General features: G+C 42.5%; 19 protein-coding genes. 18 read left to right on the top strand and 1 reads right to left on the bottom strand.

Translation table 11 applies throughout. The features are described from left to right. Positions 1-4: 4 nt before the first annotated feature. From HFK82_RS07630 to HFK82_RS07615, 4 genes are all read left to right on the top strand, one after another. Positions 5-217, top strand: coding sequence for a heavy-metal-associated domain-containing protein (locus HFK82_RS07630; RefSeq protein WP_168261350.1), 213 nt, complete (start codon positions 5-7; stop codon positions 215-217). 85 nt (positions 218-302) lie between these two features. Next, the gene (locus HFK82_RS07625) at positions 303-926 is read left to right on the top strand and encodes a trimeric intracellular cation channel family protein (protein WP_168261349.1); all 624 of its coding nucleotides are present in this window, start codon (positions 303-305) and stop codon (positions 924-926) included. Beyond that, on the top strand, positions 919-1734 hold the full coding sequence (locus HFK82_RS07620) for a Cof-type HAD-IIB family hydrolase (protein WP_168261348.1): 816 nt from the start codon (positions 919-921) through the stop codon (positions 1732-1734). Before HFK82_RS07625 ends, HFK82_RS07620 begins: the two co-directional genes overlap by 8 nt. Before the next feature lie 149 nt (positions 1735-1883). Then, positions 1884-2729 (top strand): DegV family protein, encoded by an 846-nt coding sequence (locus HFK82_RS07615; RefSeq protein WP_168261347.1) that lies wholly within the window; start codon positions 1884-1886, stop codon positions 2727-2729. A 43-nt stretch (positions 2730-2772) separates the two neighbouring features. Here the strand turns inward: HFK82_RS07615 and HFK82_RS07610 are convergent, their stop codons facing one another. Next, on the bottom strand, positions 2773-3429 hold the full coding sequence (locus tag HFK82_RS07610; RefSeq protein ID WP_168261346.1) for a peptidase: 657 nt from the start codon (positions 3427-3429) through the stop codon (positions 2773-2775). 302 nt (positions 3430-3731) lie between these two features. Here HFK82_RS07610 and HFK82_RS07605 point away from each other — a divergent pair, with 302 nt between their 5' ends. The 14 genes from HFK82_RS07605 to HFK82_RS07540 all read left to right on the top strand — a co-directional run. Beyond that, a complete protein-coding gene (locus HFK82_RS07605; protein WP_168261345.1) occupies positions 3732-5363 on the top strand; it encodes a Na/Pi cotransporter family protein in 1632 nt (543 codons plus the stop codon). Between the two features lie 118 nt (positions 5364-5481). Beyond that, positions 5482-6630: an N-acetylglucosamine-6-phosphate deacetylase gene (gene nagA, locus HFK82_RS07600; RefSeq protein ID WP_168261344.1), complete on the top strand. Its 1149-nt coding sequence runs from the start codon at positions 5482-5484 to the stop codon at positions 6628-6630. A 330-nt stretch (positions 6631-6960) separates the two neighbouring features. Further along, on the top strand, positions 6961-7878 hold the full coding sequence (gene glyQ, locus HFK82_RS07595; protein ID WP_154454670.1) for a glycine--tRNA ligase subunit alpha: 918 nt from the start codon (positions 6961-6963) through the stop codon (positions 7876-7878). Further along, on the top strand, positions 7878-9917 hold the full coding sequence (gene glyS, locus HFK82_RS07590) for a glycine--tRNA ligase subunit beta (RefSeq protein WP_168261343.1): 2040 nt from the start codon (positions 7878-7880) through the stop codon (positions 9915-9917). Before glyQ ends, glyS begins: the two co-directional genes overlap by 1 nt. A gap of 112 nt (positions 9918-10029) precedes the next feature. Beyond that, positions 10030-10287: a DUF896 family protein gene (locus HFK82_RS07585; RefSeq protein ID WP_168261342.1), complete on the top strand. Its 258-nt coding sequence runs from the start codon at positions 10030-10032 to the stop codon at positions 10285-10287. A gap of 128 nt (positions 10288-10415) precedes the next feature. After that, complete coding sequence (gene tkt, locus HFK82_RS07580; protein ID WP_168261341.1) at positions 10416-12401, top strand: transketolase; 1986 nt, start codon at positions 10416-10418, stop codon at positions 12399-12401. Positions 12402-12430: 29 nt separating this feature from the next. Next, the gene (locus HFK82_RS07575) at positions 12431-12850 is read left to right on the top strand and encodes a hypothetical protein (protein WP_168261340.1); all 420 of its coding nucleotides are present in this window, start codon (positions 12431-12433) and stop codon (positions 12848-12850) included. 75 nt (positions 12851-12925) lie between these two features. Next, complete coding sequence (gene proB / locus HFK82_RS07570) at positions 12926-13729, top strand: glutamate 5-kinase (protein ID WP_168261339.1); 804 nt, start codon at positions 12926-12928, stop codon at positions 13727-13729. A gap of 12 nt (positions 13730-13741) precedes the next feature. Further along, a complete protein-coding gene (locus tag HFK82_RS07565) occupies positions 13742-14992 on the top strand; it encodes a glutamate-5-semialdehyde dehydrogenase (protein ID WP_168261338.1) in 1251 nt (416 codons plus the stop codon). Between the two features lie 115 nt (positions 14993-15107). Then, positions 15108-16073, top strand: a complete 966-nt coding sequence (gene rsmH / locus HFK82_RS07560; RefSeq protein WP_293790233.1) for a 16S rRNA (cytosine(1402)-N(4))-methyltransferase RsmH — start codon at positions 15108-15110, stop codon at positions 16071-16073. Beyond that, the gene (ftsL, locus tag HFK82_RS07555; protein ID WP_168261336.1) at positions 16060-16383 is read left to right on the top strand and encodes a cell division protein FtsL; all 324 of its coding nucleotides are present in this window, start codon (positions 16060-16062) and stop codon (positions 16381-16383) included. The genes rsmH and ftsL overlap by 14 nt, the downstream gene beginning before the upstream one ends. Positions 16384-16386: 3 nt before the next feature. Next, positions 16387-18654 carry a penicillin-binding protein PBP2X gene (pbp2x, locus tag HFK82_RS07550; RefSeq protein WP_168261335.1) on the top strand — a complete coding sequence of 756 codons (2268 nt, stop codon included), beginning with the start codon at positions 16387-16389 and terminating at the stop codon, positions 18652-18654. 1 nt (position 18655) lies between these two features. After that, positions 18656-19669, top strand: coding sequence for a phospho-N-acetylmuramoyl-pentapeptide-transferase (mraY, locus tag HFK82_RS07545; protein WP_168261334.1), 1014 nt, complete (start codon positions 18656-18658; stop codon positions 19667-19669). A 199-nt stretch (positions 19670-19868) separates the two neighbouring features. After that, a partial coding sequence (locus HFK82_RS07540; RefSeq protein WP_168261333.1) for a DEAD/DEAH box helicase occupies positions 19869-20608 on the top strand: 740 nt, incomplete at its 3' end.

The following is a 20608-nucleotide window of genomic DNA, read 5'->3' as shown; positions in this document are numbered from 1 at the left end:
TCTGATGGAAAGAACATATGAAGTTACTGGAATGAAATGCGATGGTTGCGCCAAAACCGTCACTGAAAAATTATCAGCCGTTCATGGTGTGGAAAAAGTGATCGTGGATTTGGATAAAAAACAAGCCACTATCACAGGCAGACCATTTAAATTCTCACTTCAACGTGCTTTAAAAGGCACCAAGTACGCCCTTGGTAAAGAGATAAAGGCTAATTAAATACTGAAAAACAGGCTTAGACCTGTTTTTTTATGGCCTTAAAAATGATACACTAGTTACGTAAGAAAAATAGGTTTGGATTGGTATGACGATAGACGTTTGGGATTTATTGACCATTATTGGTACCATTGCCTTTGCCTTATCAGGGGCTATTGTGGCAATGGAAGAAGATTTTGATATTTTAGGCATGTTCATCTTGGGCTTTGTCACGGCTTTTGGCGGTGGTGCTATCCGCAATTTGCTGATTGGCTTGCCAATTGGAACGCTGTGGTCGCAAGGGGATGCGTTTTATTTTGCTTTGGCGGCTATGTTGCTGATTATGTTGTTTCCAAATGTTGTGACAAAGGGTTGGCTAAAAGCAGAAGTCTTGACAGATGCGATTGGTTTAGCCTCTTTTAGCGTCCAAGGTGCCATGTATGCCATGAAATTGCAGCAGCCTTTAAGCGCGGTGATTGTCGCAGCAGTTCTAACAGGAGCTGGTGGCGGTGTGGTCCGAGATGTCTTAGCAGGGCGAAAACCTGGTATCTTGCGTAGTGAGGTCTATGCGGGCTGGTCTATTTTAGCGGCATTTGTTCTTTATTTTGGCATTGTGACAAGTGACACGGGCTACTATGCCCTGGTGCTGGTCTTGGTTATTCTTCGCATGATAGGTTACAAACGTCAATGGCATTTACCAAAAATAAAAGGAAAGGTGACACCACATGATTAAACTCATCGCAATTGATTTAGACGGCACTTTGCTAAATTCAGAGAAAAAAATTCCCAAAGAAAACATCTCAGCCATTCAAGCGGCAGCACAAGCAGGCGTAAAAATCGTGCTCTGCACAGGACGCCCAAAATCTGGCATTGTGCCTTATTTTGAACAATTGGGGCTGACTGATGAAGAATACATCATCATGAACAATGGCTGCAGCATTTACAACACAAAGAATTGGGAATTGATGAGTTATGCCCAAATCACCAATGAGGAGCTGGACCAATTGCAAGCGGCTGTGCGTGATTTTCCAGAGGTTTGCTTGACCTTGACAGGTGAAAAGCATTATTATGCTGTCGGTGATGTCGTCCCAGAATTGGTGCAGTACGACGCTGGCTTGGTCTTTGACACAGCCAAAGCCATCAGCCTTGAGGCAATCAAAGACAGCTCAGAAATCATTTTCCAAGCCATGTACATGGCAAAAGCACCTGTTTTAACTCCTTTCCAAGCAGCCAAGGAAGTGGATTTGGCAGCAGATTTTAGCGTGGTACGTAGCCAGCCTTATATCTTTGAAGCCATGCCAAAAGGCTACACCAAGGCGACGGCCTTAAAAGCTTTGTCAGAAAAACTAGGCTTTAGCCCTGATGATGTCATGGCGATTGGCGATGCGGCAAATGATTTGGAAATGTTGCAATTTGCTACTCATAGTGTTGCCATGGGCAATGCGACTGATGAGGTCAAAGAAATCTGCCGTTACCAAACCACGGTAAATGACCAAGCAGGTGTTGCCAAAGCTATTTACGATTACGTTTTAAAAGATTAACAGCAAAGTCTTGTTCCAAAGTTTTTGTGGAGCAAGACTTTTTTAAGAACACGAGCTTTTTATAGTTTTCGTAAGCTTTTAATGATATAATTGAGAAAGAAATGCTTTGGTAATCAAAGTATATGATGCAAGGAAACGAGGAAATAGAGATGAGTTGGAAAATTGTGACAGATTCGGGTTGTGATTTTAAGGACATTGGTGTACCCGAAAAAGATTTAGCCTTTCAAAATGTCCCCTTGACCTTACAAATTGGTTCAGAACTTTTTGTAGACGATGAAGGCTTGGATGTTGAGGCTATGATGGACACCTTATATGAAAAATCCGTGCCGTCAAAGTCGAGCTGTCCTAGCCCAGATGCTTTCTTACGAGCTTACCAAGGTGCTGATAATATCATTGTTATCACCATTACAGGGGCTTTATCAGGTAGTCACAATAGTGCTCAGATTGCCAAGCAAATGTTATTAGAAGAGCATCCCAACGTCAATATCCATGTGATTGATTCCTTGTCAGCTGGTGGTGAAATCGATTTGCTGGTCTTGGAGTTAAAACGTTTGATTTTATCAGGACTTTCTTTTGACCAAGTGCTCGAGGCAATCGAACGTTACCAAGCCAAAACAAGACTACTTTTCATCCTAGAACGTGTGGATAATCTGGTCAATAACGGCCGTTTGAATAAATTGGTCGGTAAGGTTGTCGGTTTGCTCAATATCCGCATGGTTGGGCAAGCCAGCCCCGAAGGAACGCTTGATTTGTTGCACAAGGCAAGAGGTCAGAAAAAAGCCATTCAGGCCACTGTTAACGAGATGCTGGCAGCTGGTTACCAAGGAGGCAAGGTCATGATTACCCACGCAGGCAATGAAAAAGCCTGCCAACAATTGCGTGACAAGCTTCGTGATTTGTTTCCAAAAGCAGATATCCAATTTGTCAATGCTTCTGGTTTATGTAGTTTTTACAGTGAAAGAGGCGGTTTGTTACTAGGATATGAAACCCATTAAAAGGTCTAGGAGTTTAACTCCTAGACCTTTTGTCATGTGCATTTTAGTAGCCGTAGTAAGTTTGGCTGCTGCTTGTCGCAGTAGAATCTGAGTAGGTATTGTAACCGTAGGTTTGACTGCTGCTGTAATTGTTGTTGTAAGTTGTTGTATCGTCAACCGTTGAAGCGTGTGTTGTCGTCGCTGAGCTTGGTGTTGTTTGTGTTGCAACACTTGCTGAACGAGCAGAGATAGCATTGGCAACAGCATCGATACGCGTTTGCAATTGGTCTTTAACATCTTGATTAGTTACGGTGTCAACAGCATCTTGTGCGGCAGTGACATTAGCAGAGGTTTGTTCTGCTTCGGCAGCTGCAACGGCACTTTCGGCATTGCTTTCATTGTTGATTTCAGCTGAAATAGCGTCCAATTGTGATTGCAAATCGATTTTCTTAGCTTCGTCAGACAATTTGTTAATCGCAGCTTGAGCATTGGTAATCGCTTCTGATGTGCGTTTGTCTTGGGCTTCGGCTAGAGAAGCTTTTGCTTTTTCTTCCAATTCTTCTTCGCTGGTTGTTGAAGAAGAGGCAACAGAAGAGCTTGTTGGTTCTGTGCTTGACGCTTTGGTCTGGCTATTGCCGAAAATTAAGTAAATACCAGCCGCAAGAGCAACTAAAATGATACTAAGAATAAGATAAGTGACTTCACTTTTTGAGCGTTTCATGACAACTCCTTTGAGAATTTAATAATAAAATATGCTGTTATCTTACTAAGCTAACACGCTAAAACGTCTGTCATAAACAGACCATTTTATATCATTATACCACAGAAATAGACAGGGATTCCCTTTTTAAAAAAATCCTCTAACTTTTTAAGGTTTCTTTTAGAAAACGAGTTGTTAGAAAAATCAGTTTTTTTTACAAACGTGTAAAAATACAGTAAAGTATTGTCTGTTTGTCTGGAATACATTAAAATGGACATATCGTCTTTTTTACGAAAAAAAATATAATATTTGAGGATAACACTGTGTCAATAAATTGGCAAGAGATTGTTTTTAGTTTTTTTGGTGGTTTGGGGCTTTTCCTATTTAGCATCAAGTATATGGGAGATGCTCTCCAACAATCAGCTGGTGACCGTTTGCGTTATTACATTGACAAATACACCAGTAATCCCTTTTTAGGCGTTCTTGTGGGAATCGCCATGTCAGCGCTTATCCAGTCTAGTTCAGGGGTGACGGTAATTACTGTTAGCTTGGTGTCGGCGGGACTGTTGACCCTAAGACAAGCCATTGGTATTATCATGGGAGCAAATATTGGAACAACCATCACTTCTTTTTTGATCGGATTTAACTTAGGTGATTATGGCCTGCCAATGATTTTTGTCGGTTCGGCCCTGCTCTTTTTCACTTCAAATCGGACCTTGAACAATCTTGGTCGGATTATTTTCGGGGTTGGTGGTATCTTCTTTGCCTTCAATATTATGAGTGGTGCTATGGAGCCTCTCAAATCCATTCCAGCCTTTCAGGATTACCTGACGACACTTGGGGATAGACCGATTATGGGAGTGGTGATTGGAACGGTTTTGACTATGATTATTCAATCTTCAGCAGCCATTATTGGGATTTTGCAGAGCCTGTACACGGGTAATTTAATCGATTTGCATGGGGCTATTCCGATTCTTTTGGGAAGCAATATCGGAACCTGTATCACCGCAGTTCTAGCAGCTCTGGGAGCTAATGTGTCTGCCAAACGTGTTGCTGGTGCCCATATCTTGTTTAACGTCATTGGAACCATCTTGTTTATGATTGTGCTTTCGCCATTTATATATTTTATGGAGTGGCTGCAAGGAGAGTTGTATTTGACGCACGCTATGACAATTGCTTTTGCCCATGGAACCTTCAATATCACCAATACCGTTTTGCTCTTTCCTTTCATTGGAACCTTGGCTTATCTGGTTACTAAACTCATCCCAGGAGATGATGAGGTGGTGCCATACGAAACGGTTTACCTTGACCGCCTTTTGTTGAAACAAGCGCCAGCTATTGCTCTTGGAAATGCCAAGAAAGAGTTGATTCACTTGGGCGCTTATGCGACACAGAGTTTTGAAGCTGCCTTTCTCTTTTTTGATACAGCTGACAACAGCTACGCTGAGAAAACGGAACTTCTAGAAGACACCGTCAATCGTGTGGACGAGGAATTGACGAAGTATTTGGTTGAATTGTCGAGTGAATCCTTGACTCAGCATGAGGGAGAAGTGCTTTCTAGCCTTTTGGATGCCACGCGCGATTTGGAGCGAATTGGCGACCACAGCGTGAACTTGGTTCATTTGATGACTTACAACCAGTCTAAAGGCGTTCTCTTTTCGCCAGCTGCGATAAAGGAAGTTAACCAACTTTATAGCAACACGCACCGCATGGTCCTTGATGCCCTCAAGGTGATTATTGACAATGACACGGTCTTGGCAGGAGAAGTTATCGAACGCCACCGTGAATTGGCTCAGTCAGCTCGTCAGATTCGTAAAAATCATATCCAGCGCATGAACATTGGCGAATGCACGCCTTTGGCTGGGATCAATTTTATTGATTTGATTTCGCCGTGTACTCGCATCACCGATCACGCGCTCAACCTAGTGGAAAAAGTGATTCAGCAACAAATATAAGATTAAACGGCTTTTAGACCTTGGGTTTAAAAGTTTTTTTGTACAGGATTTTTTTGGTATATACCATTTACAAAAAAAGGACTTTTGTTTATAATAGAAAGTGACGGAGGTATTCAACATGACAACCTATATCAAAGCAGATGCATTTTATTACCCTTATCAAGTGAAACCGAGTGGTTACCTGGCGATCGAAGGCGATCGTTTTGGAGATTGGCAAGAAAGCGTGCCAGAAAATACGACTATTGTGGATTGGACAGGTTATAGCATTGCGCCTGGTCTAGTGGACACGCATATTCATGGTTTTGCGGGCGCCGATGTGATGGACAATAGCCAAGAATCACTAGAAACAATGAGCCGTGCCCTTTTGGGAGCTGGTGTGACCAGCTTTTTACCAACAGGTTTGACCGCATCATTTGAAACTTTGAATGCTATTTGCCAAACAACAGCAGCTTTTGCAGGGCAAGAAAGCGGTGCCCGTATCAAAGGCCTCTTTTTCGAAGGCCCTTACTTTACTGAAAAATACAAAGGTGCCCAAAACCCTTCTTATATGCGTAATCCTTCTATTAGCGAGTTAGACCAATGGTTGGCTAGTTCTAAGGGCTTGTTGCGTAAGATTGCTCTAGCGCCTGAACGTGAGGACGTTGAGGACTTTATCAACTATGCGACTGACAAAGGTGTGACCGTGGCTTTAGGACATTCTGATGCGAGCTTTGACCAAGCCATCAAAGCTGTTGAAGCTGGTGCTTCTGTTTGGGTGCACGCCTACAATGGTATGCGAGGACTCAATCACCGTGAGCCTGGTATGGTTGGTGCCGTTTACGAAATGCCAAATACCTATGCCGAATTGATTTGCGATGGGCACCATGTTCACCCATCAGCTTGTGATATGTTGCTCCACCAAAAAGGCCCTGACCACGTGGCTTTGATTACCGACTGCATGAGCGCTGGCGGATTAAAAGACGGGGATTATATGTTGGGTGAATTTCCTGTTATTGTCGAAAAAGGAACCGCACGCCTCAAATCAAACGGCGCCTTGGCAGGGTCTATTCTCCAACTAAAAGATGCCGTGCAACACGTTGTGGACTGGGGCTTGGTGTCTAAAGCCGAAGCTATTCGCATGGCAACCTTAATCCCAGCCATTTCCGTAGGACTTGATAACGAATGTGGCCAAATCAAAAAAGGCCATCACGCCGACTTTATCGTCCTAGACAAAGACTTGAACCTACAAGCCACTTACCTCGGCGGAAGAAAAGCTTGGGAAGAGTAGATCATTTAGTGACCTACTTTTTCCCTGTCTAGTATTTTTACCTAGACAGGGATTTGCTTTTGTGCTAAAATACTGTCTAAAGAGAGAGGGTCTTATGGCGTTTCCCTAGCGAGTCCGAGTTGGTGGGAGTCGGATGACAATGCTGTGAGTAACTGGCGCTTTCGCTTAGCTAAGGCTAAGTTTAGACACAGATAAAATGAAGTAATAAAATAGGGTGGAACCGCGTTTAAACGCCCCTTATGAGGTATCATGGGAGTGTTTTAGCGGTTTTTTCTTTGGCTAAAATGCACTTGTGATGCGTCACCAGAAATAATGTTTAAGGAGAAGATGATGGCGAAAAAGTTAACATTTCAAGAAATTATTCTAACCTTGCAACAATTTTGGAATGACCAAGGTTGCATGCTCATGCAAGCATATGACAATGAAAAAGGTGCGGGTACGATGAGCCCTTATACCTTCCTTCGTGCAATCGGTCCAGAACCATGGAACGCAGCTTATGTGGAACCATCACGTCGTCCTGCCGATGGACGTTACGGGGAAAACCCAAACCGTCTTTACCAACACCACCAATTCCAAGTGGTTATGAAACCAAGCCCAAGCAATATTCAAGAATTGTACTTGCAATCTTTGGAAAAATTGGGCATCAACCCACTTGAACACGATATTCGTTTTGTTGAGGACAACTGGGAAAACCCATCAACGGGTTCTGCTGGTCTTGGTTGGGAAGTTTGGCTTGACGGTATGGAAATCACTCAGTTCACTTATTTCCAACAAGTTGGTGGTTTGCAAACAGGCCCTGTGACATCAGAAGTGACTTATGGTTTGGAACGTTTGGCATCATACATCCAAGAAGTGGATTCTGTCTATGATATTGAATGGGCTCCAGGTGTTAAATACGGGGAAATTTTCTTACAACCTGAATTTGAACATTCAAAATATTCATTTGAAATTTCAGATCAAGACATGCTTCTTGAAAACTTTGAAAAATACGAAAAAGAAGCTAAACGTTGCTTGGCAGAGCACTTGGTACACCCAGCGTATGACTATGTTTTGAAATGCTCACATACCTTTAATTTGCTGGATGCTCGTGGTGCGGTTTCAGTAACAGAGCGTGCTGGCTACATTGCCCGCATTCGTAATTTGGCGCGTGAAGTCGCTAAAACCTTTGTGGCAGAACGCAAACGCCTTGGTTACCCACTTCTTGATGAAGCCACACGTGAACAATTATTGAAGGAGGATGCTGAATAATGACTAAAAATTTACTTGTAGAACTTGGTTTAGAAGAATTGCCAGCTTATGTCGTGACACCAAGTGAAAAACAATTGGGTAAACGTATGGCAGCCTTTTTGAACGACAAACGTTTGGCATTTGATAGCATCCAAACCTTCTCAACTCCACGTCGTTTGGCGGTTCGTGTGACTGGTTTAGCGGATGCACAAACTGATTTGACAGAAGATTTCAAAGGGCCTTCTAAAAAAATCGCCTTGGATGCTGATGGTCAGTTCACCAAAGCTGCTCAAGGATTTGTGCGTGGAAAAGGTTTGACCACAGACGATATTGAATTCCGCGAAGTGAAAGGTGAAGAATACGTTTACGTTACCAAACACGAAGCTGGAAAATCTGCCAAAGAAGTATTGAAAGATTTGCCAGAAATCCTAGCTGCTATGACTTTCCCAGTTAATATGCACTGGGCAAACAATACCTTTGAATACATTCGTCCCGTTCATACATTGACTGTTCTATTAGACGATGAAGACCTTGACCTTGATTTCTTGGATATTCATTCAGGTCGTGTGAGCCGTGGACATCGTTTCCTTGGTCATGAAGTTGAAATCGCAAATGCAGATTCTTATGAAGATGATTTGCGTCAAGTCTTTGTCATTGCAGATGCCAAAGAACGCCAAGACATGATTGTTAACCAAATCAAAGCCATTGAAAAAGCCCAAAATGTACAAGTGGAAATTGATGACGACTTGCTTAACGAAGTTTTGAACTTGGTCGAATACCCAACTGCCTTTATGGGAAGTTTTGACACTAAATACCTTGACGTTCCAGAAGAAGTGCTTGTTACATCAATGAAAAACCACCAACGTTACTTTGTTGTTCGTGACCAAGACGGCAAGTTGATGCCAAACTTCATTTCCGTGCGTAATGGTAATGACCAATACCTTGACAATGTCATCAAAGGAAATGAAAAAGTGCTTGTGGCGCGTTTGGAAGATGGTGAATTCTTCTGGCGTGAAGACCAAAAACTTAAGATTGCGGACCTTGTCGCAAAACTAGATAACGTGACTTTCCACGAAAAAATCGGTTCGCTTTCAGAACACATGAAACGCAGCAAAGTGATTGCCGCTTACCTTGCTGAAAAAGCTGGCGCTACTGAAACTGAAAAAGCAGCCCTTGCCCGTGCAGCTGAAATCTACAAATTCGACCTATTGACAGGTATGGTCGGTGAGTTTGATGAATTGCAAGGGATTATGGGTGAAAAATATGCCCTTCTTGCAGGCGAAGAACCAGGCGTAGCCACAGCAATTCGCGAACATTATTTGCCAAATGCTGCTGATGGTGATCTTCCAGAAACTAAAGTAGGTGCTCTATTAGCCCTTGCTGATAAATTGGATACTATCTTGTCATTCTTCTCAGTTGGCTTGATTCCATCAGGTTCAAATGACCCATATGCCCTACGTCGTGCAACAGCAGGTGTGGTGCGTATTATGGATGTTTTTGGATTAACTATCCCAATGGATGAATTGCTCGACGACCTTTATGCCTTGTCATTTGATAGCTTGACATACGAGCACAAAGCAGAAGTGATGGACTTTATCCGTGCGCGTGTGGAAAAAATGATGCCAGCTAAAACACCAAAAGACATTCGTGAAGCTGTGTTAGCAAGCACTAATCTTATCGTGCCTGAAATGCTTGAAACAGTAGATGCTTTGGTGGCAGCTAGTCAAACAGAAGGCTACAAAGCAGCAGTAGAAAGCTTATCACGCGTCTTTAACCTAGCTGAAAAAGCTCCAACAGGTGTGAGCGTTGACGCTAGCTTGTTTGAAAATGATGATGAAAAAGCCTTGGACAAGGCCACACAAGACTTGACCTTGTCAGGTACAGCTAGCGACAAATTGGCACAACTCTTTGCTTTGAGCCCAGTTATTGACAAATTCTTTGACAATACCATGGTTATGGTGGATAATAAAGCTGTTAAAAATAATCGTCTAGCTATTTTATCGCAATTAAGCTCTAAAGCTAGCCGCGTGGCTGCCTTTAACAAATTAAACACGAAATAAGCTAGTAAAATCTACTCATTGAGTAGATTTTACTGCTATCTTGAAATAGCTAAGATATCAAAATAGAAAGGAAAACGTATCTTTCTAGCAGGATACGTTTGGGAATGAACTCATGCTTGAAAAGAAAATTGAACGTATCAATGAACTCGCACGCAAGAAAAAAACAGTTGGTTTGACTGGTGAAGAAAAAGTTGAACAAGCTGAATTGCGTAAAGAATACATCGAAGGTTACCGCCGCTCACTCCTTCACCATATCGCTGGTATCAAATTAGTTGACGAGGAAGGAAACGACGTGACACCTGAAAAACTCCGTCAATTGCAACGTGAACGTGGCTTGCACGGCAGAAGCCTTGACGACCCAAATTCATAAAAAGGAAGCTTGGTTATTTTGAAATAACTGAGCTTTTTAAGACTACTAGTTAAAAATTTTCAAGAGATATGATATAATAGAATCCGAACAATTATAGTTTAAGTCCTTAAAAAAGAAAGGTTTCACTCATGACATTTGATGCTATTGATCAGTTGGCAGTCAACACTGTCCGTACGCTTTCGATTGATGCTATTCAAGCAGCTAATTCAGGTCACCCAGGCCTTCCAATGGGAGCTGCTCCGATGGCTTATGTCCTTTGGAATCATGTAATGAATGTTAATCCAAAGACTAGCCGTTCTTGGTCTAATCGCGATCGTTTTGTGCTCTCTGCAGGACATGGTTCTGCCCTTTTATATAGTCTTCTTCATCTATCAGGCTACAAGGTTAGCATGGATGACTTGAAAAACTTCCGTCAGTGGGGCTCAAAAACACCAGGTCACCCAGAAGTCAACCATACAGATGGTGTTGAAGCAACGACTGGACCTCTTGGACAAGGGATTGCAAATGCTGTCGGAATGGCTATGGCAGAAGTGCATTTAGCTGCTAAATTTAACAAACCAGGATTTAATATCGTTGATCATTATACATACGCATTAAATGGTGATGGGTGTCTTATGGAAGGGGTCAGCCAAGAAGCTGCTAGCCTTGCTGGGCATTTGAAACTAGGCAAATTGATCCTTCTTTACGATTCAAATGACATTTCACTAGATGGTTCAACGTCAAAAGCCTTCACAGAAGACATCAAAGAAAAATTTGAAGCTTTTGGTTGGCAACATATCTTGGTGAAAGATGGTAACGATTTGGAAGCTATTGCTAAAGCCTTGGCAGATGCAAAAGCTGAAACTGAAAAACCATCTATCATTGAAGTGAAAACCATCATCGGTTACGGTGCTGAAAAACAAGGGACATCAGCTGTTCACGGCGCTCCACTTGGCGCTGAAGGTATTGCTTACGCTAAAAAAGCTTACGGCTGGGATTACCCTGAATTCACCGTTCCTGAAGAAGTCGCAAAACGCTTTGAAGTTGGTATTAAATTCCGCGGAGAAGCTGCTGAAAATGCTTGGCAAACCAAATTCCGTGAATACGAAATGGCTTATCCAGAATTAGCAGCTGAATACAAAAAAGCCTTTGCCAACCAACCTGTAAACGTTGATCTTAAAGCCTTTAACTTGGATTCTAACCAAGCTAGCCGTGTGTCTAGCCAACAAGCAATCCAACAAATTTCTGCCCAAGTGCCATCATTCTGGGGTGGTTCAGCTGACCTCTCGGCTTCAAACAATACCATGGTTGCTAAGGAAACAGATTTCCAACCTGATAATTACATCGGTCGCAACATCTGGTTTGGGGTTCGTGAATTTGCCATGGCTGCTGCTATGAACGGGATTGCCTTGCACGGTGGAACACGTGTTTATGGCGGAACATTCTTCGTCTTTTCAAACTACTTGCTTCCAGCCGTCCGCATGGCAGCTCTTCAACAATTGCCAACCATCTACGTGATGACTCACGATTCTATTGCGGTTGGTGAAGATGGTCCAACACACGAGCCCGTTGAACAATTGGCAAGTGTCCGCTCAATGCCAAACTTGAACGTTATCCGTCCAGCTGACGGTAATGAAACTAACGCTGCTTGGAAACGTGCTTTGGGAGAAACAGACCGTCCAACAATGCTTGTCTTGACACGTCAAAACCTTCCTGTCCTTGAAGGCACTAAGGAAATGGCTGAAGAAGGTGTCAACAAGGGAGCTTACATCATTTCTGAAGCAAAAGGTGACCTTGACGGTATTCTTATCGCTACAGGTTCAGAAGTGAAATTGGCGCTTGATGCGCAAGCTGCTTTGGCAGACAAAGGGGTTCATGTGCGCGTGGTTTCAATGCCAGCACAAAATCTCTTTGACGAACAAGATGCTGCTTACAAAGAAAGCATTCTTCCAGCTGCTGTTACAAAACGTTTGGCAATCGAAGCTGGCTCAAGCTTTGGTTGGGGCAAATATGTTGGTCTTAATGGAAAAACATTGACTATCGATACTTGGGGAGCATCAGCACCAGGTGCTAAGATTTTTGAAGAATATGGCTTTACTGTGGACAACGCTGTGAGCCTTTACGAATCTTTTTAAGATAGACATAAGGTTAAATGCGATAAATCATGAGGGAATGGGTCAAGAAATCATTGAAGGGTGGTTTCGTGCTCATTTCCTTTTTTGTCTTGAAATTGCCTCTTGTTTTGACGCTTGCCTTTTTGGTGAGAATGCTTGCAGTCATTTTCCTACAAGGACAGTGGTTTTATCGAAGAGATGTGCGTCTGTTAGACTTAAAATGGCAGGACGTGACGCAATTATTTAACCGACGTTATGGGCAATGGCTGACCATGGTGAGTGTTTTTGTGACGCTGATTGTGGGAATGCTTGTGTTTGTTGCTACGCTTTACCTCGGACAACTGTTAAACAATGTGTTTCTAGCAAATAGCCTCGTGACACTTTTCTTACTGGCTATAGGTATCATTAATCAATTCATAATTTATCGCCTCTTTTGGGACCCCCTCTCTAACCAATCGTCATTTTTGTAATATTCTAAGCGGATTTGTATTATCGTCTGAAAAAAACAGTTCCTCGGACTGTTTTTTTAGTGTATAATAAGGCATATGAAACGAAATTTTGAAACTGTTAATCGAATTGTGATAAAAATTGGGACAAGTTCACTTGTCATGCCAAATGGCAAAATCAATCTGGAAAAGCTTGACCAGTTGGCCTTTGTGATTTCAAGCTTGATGAACAAGGGCAAAGATGTGATTTTGGTGTCATCAGGTGCCATGGGCTTTGGACTAAATGTGTTAAACATGGACAAACGACCGACGGAAATTGCTCGCCAACAAGCTGTATCAAGTGTTGGTCAGGTCGCGATGATGAGTCTGTATTCACAAATTTTTGCACACTATCAGACTAAAGTGAGTCAGCTCTTGATTACGCGTGATGTGGTGGAATATCCTGAAAGTTTGGCGAATTTCACCAATGCTTTTGAAACGCTGTTAAGCATGGGCATTGTGCCGATTGTGAATGAAAATGATGCCATCAGTGTGGACGAGATGGACCATACAACAAAATTTGGGGATAATGACCGTCTATCAGCTATAGTTGCTAAGGTGACAACGGCTGATTTGTTGATTATGTTGTCAGACATTGACGGCTTGTACGACAAAAACCCAAATATCTATGATGACGCACAACTTCGTAAGCAAGTGACAGAAATCACGGATGAGATTATCAAATCTGCAGGTGGTGCAGGTAGCCGTTTTGGAACAGGTGGAATGCTCAGCAAGATTAAGAGTGCGCAAATGATTTTTGATGCAAACAGTCAAATGATTTTAATGAATGGTGAAAATCCGCGTGATATTTTGAAAGTTCTAGAAGGGGCTCAGATAGGAACCTGGTTTTCACAAGTCAAGTAAAGGAGGAGCTTGATGGGATACATTGATGAATTGGGAAAACAAGCAAAGGTAGCTAGCCAAAGTTTGGCAAAACTTGGTACGGCGCAAAAAAATCAGATTTTGGGTCAGGTGGCAGATGCCTTGTTAGCAGAAACGGATGCTATTTTGGCTGAAAATGCTCGTGATGTTGCCAAAGCCAAGGACAATGGCATTTCGCCAGTCATGGTTGACCGTCTGCGTCTGGATGCCAAACGCATTGAAGGGATTGTTGAAGGGGTTCGTCAGGTGGCTGACCTACCCGACCCAATTGGTCAGGTGGTCCGTGGCTACACCAATCTTGATGGCTTGAAAATCGTTCAAAAACGCGTGCCTTTGGGCGTCATTGCGATGATTTTTGAAAGTCGTCCAAATGTTTCGGTGGATGCGTTTAGCCTAGCTTTTAAAACCAGCAATGCCATTATTTTACGCGGTGGACGTGATGCCATTCATTCGAATACAGCACTTGTGACGGTTATCCGTAAAGCGCTAGCGCAAGCAGGTGTGGATGCTAATGCTGTTCAGTTGGTTGAGGATACCAGTCACGCTGTTGCGGAGGAATTGATGCAGGCTATCGATTATATTGACGTGCTTATTCCACGTGGAGGGGCTCGCCTCATTCAAACGGTTAAGGAAAAATCAAAAGTGCCTGTCATTGAAACAGGTGTCGGGAATGTCCACATTTACGTGGATGATTGGGCAGATCTTGATATGGCGACTAAGATTGTCATCAATGCGAAAACCCAGCGTCCAAGCGTGTGCAATGCCGCTGAAAGTCTGTTGGTTCATGAAGCCGTGGCCGATCAATTCTTGCCGCAATTGGAAAGGGAAATTGCCAAAGTGCATCCTGTGACCTTCCGAGCTGACGACAAAGCACTAGCCATTTTCCAAAATGCAGAAGCCGCTTCAGAAGAGGACTATGCCACAGAATTCTTGGATTATGTGATGTCTGTCAAGGTTGTGGGCTCGCTTGATGAGGCCATTGATTGGGTTAATCGCTACACGACGCATCACTCAGAAGCCATTATCACAAAAGACCTTGAGCACGCGGAACGTTTCCAAGACGAAGTGGATGCAGCTGCCGTTTATGTCAATGCATCAACCCGTTTCACTGATGGCTTTGTCTTTGGCTTGGGAGCAGAAATTGGTATTTCAACCCAAAAAATGCATGCGCGTGGTCCAATGGGACTAGAAGCCCTAACCAGCACCAAATTTTATATCAACGGTCAAGGGCAAACCAGACAATGAAAGAAATAAGAGAAAGCCAGTTTGGTTTTCTCTTATTTGTTTGTCCCATCAGTTGAATACCCGAGGGTAGAACTTGTTATATCGACATTTCATTTTTTATGCTATAATGGAAAGTATGACAAAAGATTTTCATCATATAACAGTACTTCTACACGAAACCGTTGATATGCTTGATGTCAAGCCAGATGGTATCTATGTAGATGCCACGCTGGGTGGTGCTGGACATAGTGAATACTTGCTTTCAAAACTAGGTCCCAAAGGGCACCTCTATGCGTTTGACCAAGACCAAACGGCTATTGATAATGCACACATTCGTTTAAAACCATATATTGACAAAGGACAAGTGACCTTCATCAAGGACAACTTTAGGCATTTAAAATCTCAGCTGGCCGCTCATGGTGTTAGTGAAATTGATGGGATTTTATATGATTTAGGGGTATCTAGCCCTCAGCTTGATGAACGCCAACGTGGCTTTTCTTATAAAAAAGATGCTCCGCTCGATATGCGTATGAATCGTGATCAAGACCTCTCAGCTTATGATGTGGTCAATACCTATGATTATCATGATTTAGTTCGTATTTTTTTTAAGTATGGCGAAGACAAATTTTCAAAACAAATTGCCCGTAAGATTGAGCAAGCAAGGCAAGTGAAGCCGATTGAAACAACGACTGAATTGGCAGAGATTATCAAGTCAGCCAAACCAGCTAAGGCATTGAAGAAAAAAGGACATCCTGCCAAACAAATTTTCCAAGCCATTCGTATCGAAGTAAACGACGAACTAGGCGCGGCGGATGAATCCATTCAACAAGCGATTGATTTGTTGGCTGTTGACGGTCGGATATCTGTGATTACCTTCCATTCGCTAGAGGACCGCTTGACCAAACAATTGTTCAAAGAAGCCTCAACGGTGGAAGTTCCCAAAGGATTGCCTTTTATTCCTGAGGATATGCAGCCCACTTTGGCTTTGGTAAATCGCAAACCAATCCTGCCAAGTGAGGAAGAATTACAAGCTAACAACCGCTCCCATTCAGCCAAACTAAGAGTGGCTAGAAAGGTTCACAAAAATCATGACGGACAATAATCGAAATATAGTGATCTCCAATGCTCTCAGAAAGCGAATGAGAACCTTCAATCGCATCGAAAAAGTCTTTTACGGGACTGTTATCCTGACTGCGATTATCATGGCGATTAGTATTGTTTACCTACAAAGTCGCAATTTAGAAGTGCAGCAGGAAATCACCAATCTCAACAGCCAGATTAGTGATGTTCAAACGGAGTACAACAACGCCAAGCAGGAAGTGAATGAATTGACCAGTCGCGACCGCATTCAAAAAATTGCTGGGCAAGAAGGTTTAAGTAGCCAACAAAATAACATTAAGCAGGTGGAGTAGTCTATGAGAAACTTAAAAAATCGTTTTTTAGGCTATGTGCTAAGAGATAGACGAACGCCTAATAAAAATCGAGAGCACGTTGGGCAGAATCTGATGCTTCTGGCCATCTTTCTCTTTTTTATATTTATCATTAATTTCGCCATCATTATCGGAACAGACACACGGTTTGGGCATAATTTATCCAAGGAAGCTTCTGAGGTCTATCAGCAAGAAGTCACGGTTCAAGCCAAGCGTGGGACCATTTATGACCGCAACGGTGTTGCCTTAGCTGAGGATTCAACGACTTATAGCGTTTATGCGATTATTTCAAAATCTTATGTGTCTTCAACAGGTGAAAAGCTCTATGTAAAAAAATCGCAGTACAACAAGGTAGCTGAGATTTTAAATGAGCAGTTAGGCATTGATAAAGATAAAATCTTGGAACAATTAAACCAAAAAGGCTTGTTCCAGGTATCTTTTGGTAGTTCAGGCTCAGGCCTGACTTACAGCAAGAAGTCAGCCATTGCTCAAGCCATGGAAGAAGCTGGTATCAAGGGAATTGGTTTTTATTCAACGCCAGGTCGCCTCTATCCAAACGGTGTTTTTGCCTCTCAATTTATTGGTTTGACCCAATTAAAAGAAAATAAAGACGGAAAAACCTCTAGTTTGGTGGGTGCGTCTGGTATTGAAGCTTCGTTAAATAACATTTTGTCAGGGACAGATGGTAGTGTGATTTACCAAAAAGACAAAAACGGTAACCTCCTTCTTGGTACGGAAAAAGAAGTGAAAAAAGCGATTGACGGGAAAGACGTTTATACTACTTTATCGGAGCCATTGCAATCTTATTTGGAATCGCAAATGGATATTTTCCAAGAACACGCCAAAGGGAAATATGCTAGTGCGACCGTTGTCAATGCTAAGACAGGTGAAATTTTAGCGACAACACAACGCCCAACTTACAATGCCCAAACGCTTGAAGGCTACAATGTGGATAACCTCAAAACGTGGAACAACCTCCTATATCAAAACTACTATGAGCCAGGTTCAACCATGAAAGTAATGACTTTGGCATCTGCCATTGATGAAGGGGTCTTTTCACCAAATGAAGTGATTTCAACCATCAACGGGATTACCATTGCCGATACGACTATCAACGACTGGAACGTCAATGAAGGAAATACATCAGTACAATACTTGACCTATGCACAAGGGTTCGCTTGGTCAAGTAACGTTGCGATGACTAGTCTTGAAAAAAAAATGGGCAATGACAAATGGTTGACTTATCTTACTCGCTTTAGATTTGGTTACCCAACTCGCTTTGGAATGCTCAACGAGGTTAGCGGTATTTTACCATCTGACAATGAAGTAACAATTGCTATGAGTGCCTTTGGTCAAGGGATTGGTGTGACACAGGTGCAAATGTTACGTGCTTTCACAGCGATTTCTAACAATGGGGTCATGTTGGAGCCAAAATTCATCAGCCAAATTTATGACCCAAATAATAATTCAGCCCGTGTGGCATCGACTGAGGTTGTGGGAAATCCTGTATCAGAAGATGCGGCCAATCAAACACTTGGTTACATGGTGACCGTCGGAACAGATCCGCAATTTGGTACCTTGTATAGCGCAGCTCTTGGTGGCCCAATTATCCAAGTGGGGAATTATTCTGTGGCGGTTAAATCAGGAACGGCTCAGATTGCAGCATCCGCTGAAGAAGGTGGAGGGTATTTGACTGGCTCAAATGACTACCTCTACTCTGTTGTTGCTATGGTGCCTTCAGAAGACCCTGATTTTATCATGTACGTGACTCTTCAACAACCGTCAGAAGCCTTCAAAGCCCTCTATTGGCAAGATGTGGTTAATCCTGTTTTGGAAAGAGCCATGATGATGAAGGATACCTTGACGACTACAGCTGTCACAGGTGCTAGATCAGAAACCACTTATAAACTCAAAGATTATATTGGCAAGAGCCCAGGTGATACCGCCCAAGAACTCCGTGACAATCTTGTTCACCCAGTTGTTGTGGGAACTGGCAGCGAAATCAAGAAAATGTCTAAAGCTGTCGGCAGCAATTTGTCTGAAAATGAACAAATCTTACTGTGGACAGGAAGCCTCAAAGAAGTTCCTGATATGTATGGCTGGACAAAAGAAAATGTGGAACAATTCTCGAACTGGTCAGGTATCAAGATTAAGTTTAAGGGCTCTGATTCTGGAACGGTCGTCAAACAAAGTGTCGCCTCAGAAACCGACATTAAAGGTGTTAAAAAAATTACTATTACTCTAGGAGATTAAGATGTTTTTAAGTTTTGTCGCAGGTATCGTATCCTTTGTCTTAACGATACTTGCCATGCCTTCTTTCATTCGTTTCTACCAATTGAAAAAAATTGGTGGTCAGCAAATGCACGAAGATGTTAAGCAACATTTGGCAAAAGCTGGTACCCCAACTATGGGAGGAACTGTCTTTCTAACCGTTGCCCTTTTAGTGACTGTCTTCTTTAGCTTTTTTGTAGCAAAAGAATCTGGTACAGCCATGTGGACAACGGCAGGGATTTTACTGGTCATTCTGATTTATGGAATTATCGGTTTTCTTGATGATTTCCTCAAAATCTTTCGACAAATCAATGAGGGACTAACTCCGTGGCAAAAGATGAGCCTGCAAATCATCGGTGGTTTGATTTTCTATTTTGTTCACGTTCGCTCAAATGGTATCGATGACCTGAATGTCTTTGGGTTTGATGTTCATCTTGGTTGGTTTTACATTTTCTTTGTTCTCTTTTGGATTGTCGGTTTTTCAAATGCGGTTAATTTGACTGATGGTATTGATGGCTTGGCCTCTATTTCCGTTGCCATTAGTTTGGCAGCTTACGGTGTGATTGCCGTGGTGCAAAAACAATTTGACGTGTTGTTGATTATCATTACCATGATTGGAGCTTTGTTTGGTTTCTTTGTCTTTAACCACAAACCAGCCAAAATTTTCATGGGTGATGTGGGAAGTCTGGCTTTAGGAGCAATGTTAGCAGCAATTTCCATTGCCCTTCGCCAAGAATGGACTTTGTTACTTATCGGTATTGTCTATGTCTTTGAAACTAGCTCTGTTATGTTGCAAGTGGCTTATTTCAAATACACCAAACGAAAATATGGAGAAGGTCGCCGTATTTTCCGCATGACGCCTTTCCACCACCATTTGGAATTGGGAGGATTGACAGGAAAAGCGGAGCGCTGGTCTGAATGGCGAGTGGATGCCTTCCTTTGGAGCGTTGGGGCTATCGGCAGCTTGCTCACCCTAACCTTCCTTTATCTCTTTTAAAAATAGTTGAGTCAAGATATTTTCTTGGCTTTTTTGTATCCCAGTGAGTCATTTTGCCTTAATATGCCATTTAATGATATAATAAAAAGGTGTCCATGTGTTTACTCACGAAAATAGAGGCGGTGCTTTTTGAGCGAATAGCTCAGCAGCTTGCCCAAAAGAATGTACGATAAAAGAAATAAGGAGAATCGAGGTAGCAATGTCTTTTAACGATTTTAATTTTAAACCTTTTATTCGAGAGGCGCTTCAAGAATTAGCCTTTCAAAACCCAACACCCGTGCAACAAAAGTTAATTCCTGTTGTGCGCTCAGGTCGTGATTTGGTGGGAGAATCAAAAACAGGTTCTGGGAAAACCCACACCTTTTTATTGCCAATTTTTGAGCAATTAGATGCGACAAGTAAGGACGTTCAGGCAGTTATTACAGCCCCAAGCCGTGAATTGGCCACGCAAATTTACCAAGCTGCTAAACAAATTGCTAAGCATTCTGAGGTGCCAGTTCGTTTGGCAAACTATGTTGGAGGGACAGATAAGGCTAGACAAATCGAGCGACTCAAGACCAGCCAACCCCATATCGTCATCGGAACGCCAGGCCGTATTTATGATTTGGTTAAATCCGGCGATTTGAAAATCTACAAGGCCCGCACTTTTGTTGTCGACGAGGCTGATATGACCTTAGACATGGGATTCTTGGATACAGTTGATAAGATTGCTGGGACTTTGCCAAAAGACGTTCAAATTCTGGTCTTTTCAGCGACCATTCCGCAAAAATTACAGCCATTTTTGAAGAAATACTTGACCAATCCTGTGATGGAAAAAATCGTAACGCATACGGTGATTTCAGATACCATTGACAACTGGTTGATTTCAACGAAGGGCCGTGCTAAAAATGAGCAAATTTTGGCAATTACCAAGGCCATTCGTCCTTATATTGCGATGAT

The sequence above is a fragment of the Streptococcus alactolyticus genome (assembly GCF_012277075.1).
In the GTDB taxonomy this organism is placed as follows: Bacteria; Bacillota; Bacilli; order Lactobacillales; family Streptococcaceae; genus Streptococcus; species Streptococcus alactolyticus.
The sequence above is the reverse complement of the archived record's forward strand: the minus strand, read 5'-3'. Positions and strand labels throughout refer to the sequence as shown.